Source organism: Nonomuraea basaltis (assembly GCF_005893125.1).
Taxonomy (GTDB): Bacteria; Actinomycetota; Actinomycetes; order Streptosporangiales; family Streptosporangiaceae; genus Nonomuraea; species Nonomuraea basaltis.
The window spans coordinates 1-4,771 of record NZ_VCJS01000433.1; the positions used below are offsets into that span (position 1 = coordinate 1).

Here is a 4,771-nt window from a genome sequence, read left to right on the forward strand (position 1 = left end):
GGGTCTCGGGGGCGCGGAGATGTGTATAGGAGACAGGCACGTGCACCGCCGTCACGAGCGTGGACTTCACCAGCGCCCACGGCGTGCCGACCACCGCGAGCCACGGGTCGGCCGCGCTGCTCCCGCGCATCTGGCGCCTCTTGACCAGGTCGCCGAACAGGTATTCGCCGAGCCGCAGCACCAGCGCCAGCGCGACCGCGATCGCGCCGACCATGACCGGCATCATGACGGTCAGCGCGACCAGCGTGACGAGCAGCAGCAGCCCGGTGAACTGGGCGCCGAACAGATATCTCTTGCGCTCGGCCGGCGGCGTGTGCTGGCGCGGCGCGGGCGGCGGAGTATATGGCCTGACCTGCGACGGCGCCGTGGGCTGCGGGGCCGGGTAGCCGGCCACCCGCTGGTCGGGGTGCGGCGGCCGGGCCGAGATCGGCGCCGGGACGTAAGGCGGCGGCTTCTCCGGGGGCCGCTTCTCACGGGGCCGCGGGGGCGGCGCCGCCGGCTTGGCGTATTCGACCGGCGGCAGCAGGTCGGAGTATGACTCCATGACCCGTGTGCCGTTGCCCATGCGCTTGGTGCCCGTCGGCCCGTCGAACGAGGCCTCGTTGAACGTGGTCACCGACGGGTCGAGCGCCCTGGCCATCCGCAGCAACTCCTGGGCGCCGGGCCGGGCCGCCGGGTCGACCTGCAGGGCACGGCCGAGCCAGCCGCGCAGCCACGCGGGCGCCTTGTCGATCTGGGCCCGCCCCTCCATGATGTTGAAGCAGACCGCCTCGAACGTCCCCGTGCCGAACGGCGGCGCCCCCGTCGCGGCGAAGAACACCGTCGAGGCCAGCGCGTGCACGTCGGCCGCCTGGGTGATGTCCGAGTCACGGATGATCTCGGGCGCCAGATAGCCCGGCGTGCCGACGAACATGCCGGTCTGCGTCAGCCGGGTCGCGTTGACCAAGTGGGCGATGCCGAAGTCGATGACCAGCGGCGCGCCGTCGACCAGCATGACGTTGGACGGCTTGAAGTCGCGGTGGATCACGTCGGCCGCATGGATGGCCACCAGCGCCTGGCAGAGCCCCTGGGCGAGCTTGATGACCTGGCGCGCCTCCAGGGCGCTCTCGGACAGGACGGTGTCCTCCAGCGTGCGGCCGGGGGCGAAGCGGGTGACGACGTAGGGCTGTCCGCCCACGAGCTCGGCGTCGATGACCTCGGCGACGTGCGGGCTGCGTACCCGGCGCATGGTCTCGACCTCGCGGGTCAGCCGGTCGCGCGCCTTGAGGTCGGCGGCCACGTGCGGGTGCAGCACCTTGATGGCGACCTCGCGGCCCTCGCCGTCGAGACCGAGGTGGACGACCCCCATGCCACCCTCGCCGATCTTTCTGACCAGCCGGTAGGGGCCGAGGCGTTCTGGTGCTTGGATGCTCATCGCCGCCTTCCCCGTGTCATCCCTCGGTGTTGCCCCTCAGAACTTTGAGCTGCTCCACCACTGGATCGACGTTCAGCGGAGTCCATTCGGCCCCCCTTGGATTGTCCCCGAACGTTTCGTAGGCGAGGATCAGCGAGAGCGCGGCGGCCGCCGCGAGAACTCCTGCCATCACCATCGCCGCTGTTCTCGAGGGTACGAGTGATGAGAGCGTTCTGCGCATTTGTTTGCCAGGACCCTCCACTCCGGGGCCTGCGCATACGGTCCACAGCGCGATCGCGGCGCCCCAGGCCAGGGCGAAGGACTCGTCCATCCCGGCCACCACCGTGAGCAGCAGCGTCACCGGCAGCCCCAGGATGAGCGCGTAGAGCACCAGGGCCAGCGTGATGCCCACGGACTTGGCCAGCGCCGCCGGGTAGGCGAAGACCCTGATCACGTCGAGCGCCGCCGCACCCGCCGCCCGGCGGGCCGTCAGCTGGGGCTGCGCCAGGTCGGCCGCGCGCAGCAGCACCGCGAAGGGGATCGCCACGGCGGCCACCAGCACGGGCGCGATCAGCGCCGCCACGATCATGAGGATGAGCAGCATCGCGCTCGTCACGCCGTACGCCCTGGAGCGCTGCAGCACCTTGCCAGGAGCCGAGGCGGGGATGTACGGCTCGCGCTTGGTCCTCGGGTCGGGCTGGTATTGCGGCTGCGCCGGGATGTACGGAGGCGGCTGGACCGGGCTGGGACTCGGCCTGCCGTAGTCGGGCACGTCGGGACCGTGGCCCACCCTGCCGGCGTCCATGCCGTGACTCGCCCTGCCGGCGTCCATGCCGTGACCTGCCCGGCCCGGGTCCTGGACGGGACCTGGCACGCCGGGGCCCTGGACGCCCGGCGCCGGCCGGCCCACGTCGGGGCTCGAATTGCGCCTGCCGTAGTCCGGCGAGTCCGGGCGCACCCGCCTGGTGGGCAAGTCGGTCTCGCCCGGCGGGGCCGGGTGGCTGTTGACCTGCTGGTGCGGCCACGGCTGGCTGGGCTGGGCCGCGGCGTTCTCACGCTGGATCTGCCGCAGCTCCTCGGGCGTCACCCTGCGGGTCGGCCACGGGTCGGCCTGGTTGGGCAGCAGCGAGACGTACGGCTGCTCCTGCGGCGGCACCGCGGGCTGGTCGTGGCCTTCGAGCAGCCGCTTGGGCGTCACCGGCGGCGTCGAGATGTCGTAGGACGGCTTGTCCGTCACCTGCGGGGGCGGCTGGCTCGGTGACTGCGTGTCCGTGCGCGGCAAGGTCGAGATCTCGTCGGGCACTCTGCCCGGCGCCGGCTTCGGCAGCATCCTGGCGGTCTGCTCGGCCAGCTCGGCCGCCTTGGGACGCTTGGCCGGGTTGCGCTGGAAGCCCGCCTTGAGCAGCGGATGCAACGTCGCCGGGGCGGCGCTGACGTCGGCCTTGCCCGCGGTGATGTTGTAGAAGATCATCTCCAGCGTGCCCTTGCCGAAGGGCGGCTGGCCGGTGGCCGCGTAGAGCAGCGTGCCCGCCCACGCATGGATGTCGACCTCGGGCCCCGCCTCCTGGCCCTCGATGATCTCGGGCGCGAGGTAGCCGGGCGTGCCGATGAACATGCCGGTCTGCGTCAGCCGCGTCGCGTCGACCGCCTGGGCGATGCCGAAGTCGATCAGGACGGGCTCGCCGTCCAGGATCAGCACGTTGCCCGGCTTGAGGTCGCGGTGGATCACACCCACCGAGTGCACGGAGGCCAGCGCCGCCGCCACTCCGTGCGCGAGCCTGATCAGCGCGGGCAGGTCGAGCGGCCCGTCGTCCTTGACGATCTCGTCGAGCGGACGGCCGGGCACGTAACGAGTGACGATGTAGGGACGATGACCTGTCACATCGGCGTCGAGCACCTCGGCGATGTATTTGCTCCGCACCCGGCGCATGGTCTCGACTTCGCGCGAAAGCCGCCGCCTGGCGACCTCGTCGCCGGCGACCTCTCCGCGCAGGACCTTGACCGCCACCTGCCGCCCCTGGGGGTCGACAGCGAGGTGGACAACGCCCATTCCGCCTTCACCGAGCCGCCTGAGCAGCCGGTAAGGGCCTAGTCGGTCATCGTTCATGGCATGAAGCACCATATCGGCTTAATCCCCGCCCACGAGATGAACCATGAGGCCACATTCCCACTCGTACAACGTTCAGAAAGACCCCATCGGTTTCCCATCCAACGGTCTCGAATCGGCCTCAGTTTTCCATCAGCCCGCCAGAGGCAGGACCTCGGCGCGCTTCAGCCCGGCCAGCGCGGCACCGGAGACGGCGAGCTTCGATCTGCGCACACCGCTTCCGATCACCACCCTCGGATGCTCGGCGACGTGCGTGTCCACCAGGATCGGCCAGTCGTCGGGCAGGCCGAGCGGCGTGATGCCGCCGTACTCCATGCCGGTCAGCTCGACCGCGCCGGACATCGGCGCGAAGCTGGCCTTGCGGGCGTCGAGATGCCTGCGTACCACGCCGTTCACGTCGACTCGCATCGTCGCGAGCACCATGCAGGCGGCGTAGCGCGTCTCGCCGCCCCGTCTGGCCGCCACGACCACGCAGTTGGCCGACTCGTCGAGCGTCACGCCATAGCGCTCGCAGAACGCCGCGGTGTCAGCGAGATCGGGGTCGATCTCGGCCACCTCGACGCCCTCCATATCGCGCACGGCGAGCGCCACCGGATCGGCCAGCAGGTCGGTCCTATCGGTCGTAGGGACCCAGTGCAACGTCATCCCATCTCCTCAATCCCCTCTCCCGAAAACCCTATGACGGTCCCGGGAGAAGCGTGCGACGTCACGGAGACTGCAACACGCGCTGGTGCAGTCGAGTGACGGCGCCGCGGGCGGACTCCATGGCCCCCGCCTGCCAGGCGATCAGGTGGGTGAGCCAGTCACCCGCGAAGTACACCCTTCCGGCGGGGCGTTGCAGAAGAGTGAACGACGAATCAAAGGCGGGCCAGCGTACCCAGCCTCCTTCGATGTGCGCCTGGCGCTCCCAGGCGATGGAGACGCTGGAGAGGACGTTCTGGCGGTACTTGTCGCCGTGGATCTTCTTGCCCTGGGTGAGCGCCCTGCGCCTCCTGTCCTCCGGGGTGAGGGCTCCGTACAGCTCGGCCTCGCGGCCGGTGTTGTAGTAGCCGACGATGACGCCGCGTTCCGCGTGGTAGTCGTGGGACGGGTACCAGATGTGCGTGATGTCCAGGTCCGTCTCGGTCACGCCGCCGTAGATGCGGTCCTCCAGCTCCCACCAGCGCCTGCCGTACTCCAGGCCGATCTTGCCGGCGGCGACCGGGGCCGGGGTCTTGAGCGCGGCGGTGACCTGGGAGCCGAGGTTGTGCGGGATCCTGGCGAGGAGGTGG

4 protein-coding genes are annotated in these 4,771 nt (G+C 70.5%); all 4 read right to left on the reverse strand.

The features are described 5' to 3' along the window. A partial coding sequence (locus EJK15_RS67660) for a serine/threonine-protein kinase (protein WP_138720664.1) occupies positions 1–1,414 on the reverse strand: 1,414 nt, incomplete at its 3' end. A 16-nt stretch (positions 1,415–1,430) separates the two neighbouring features. Then, a complete protein-coding gene (locus tag EJK15_RS67665; protein WP_138720665.1) occupies positions 1,431–3,500 on the reverse strand; it encodes a serine/threonine protein kinase in 2,070 nt (689 codons plus the stop codon). 132 nt (positions 3,501–3,632) lie between these two features. After that, a complete protein-coding gene (locus EJK15_RS67670; RefSeq protein WP_138720666.1) occupies positions 3,633–4,145 on the reverse strand; it encodes a YbaK/EbsC family protein in 513 nt (170 codons plus the stop codon). A gap of 61 nt (positions 4,146–4,206) precedes the next feature. Next, positions 4,207–4,771: flavin monoamine oxidase family protein (locus tag EJK15_RS67675; RefSeq protein WP_171075406.1), on the reverse strand; the 565-nt coding region annotated here is incomplete at its 5' end.

Excerpts from the sequence above, each read along its gene's own strand:
- EJK15_RS67665 (WP_138720665.1), bottom strand. The coding sequence starts at position 3,500 with ATGAACGATGACCGACTAGGCCCTTACCGGCTGCTCAGGCGGCTCGGT.
- EJK15_RS67670 (WP_138720666.1), bottom strand. The coding sequence starts at position 4,145 with ATGACGTTGCACTGGGTCCCTACGACCGATAGGACCGACCTGCTGGCC.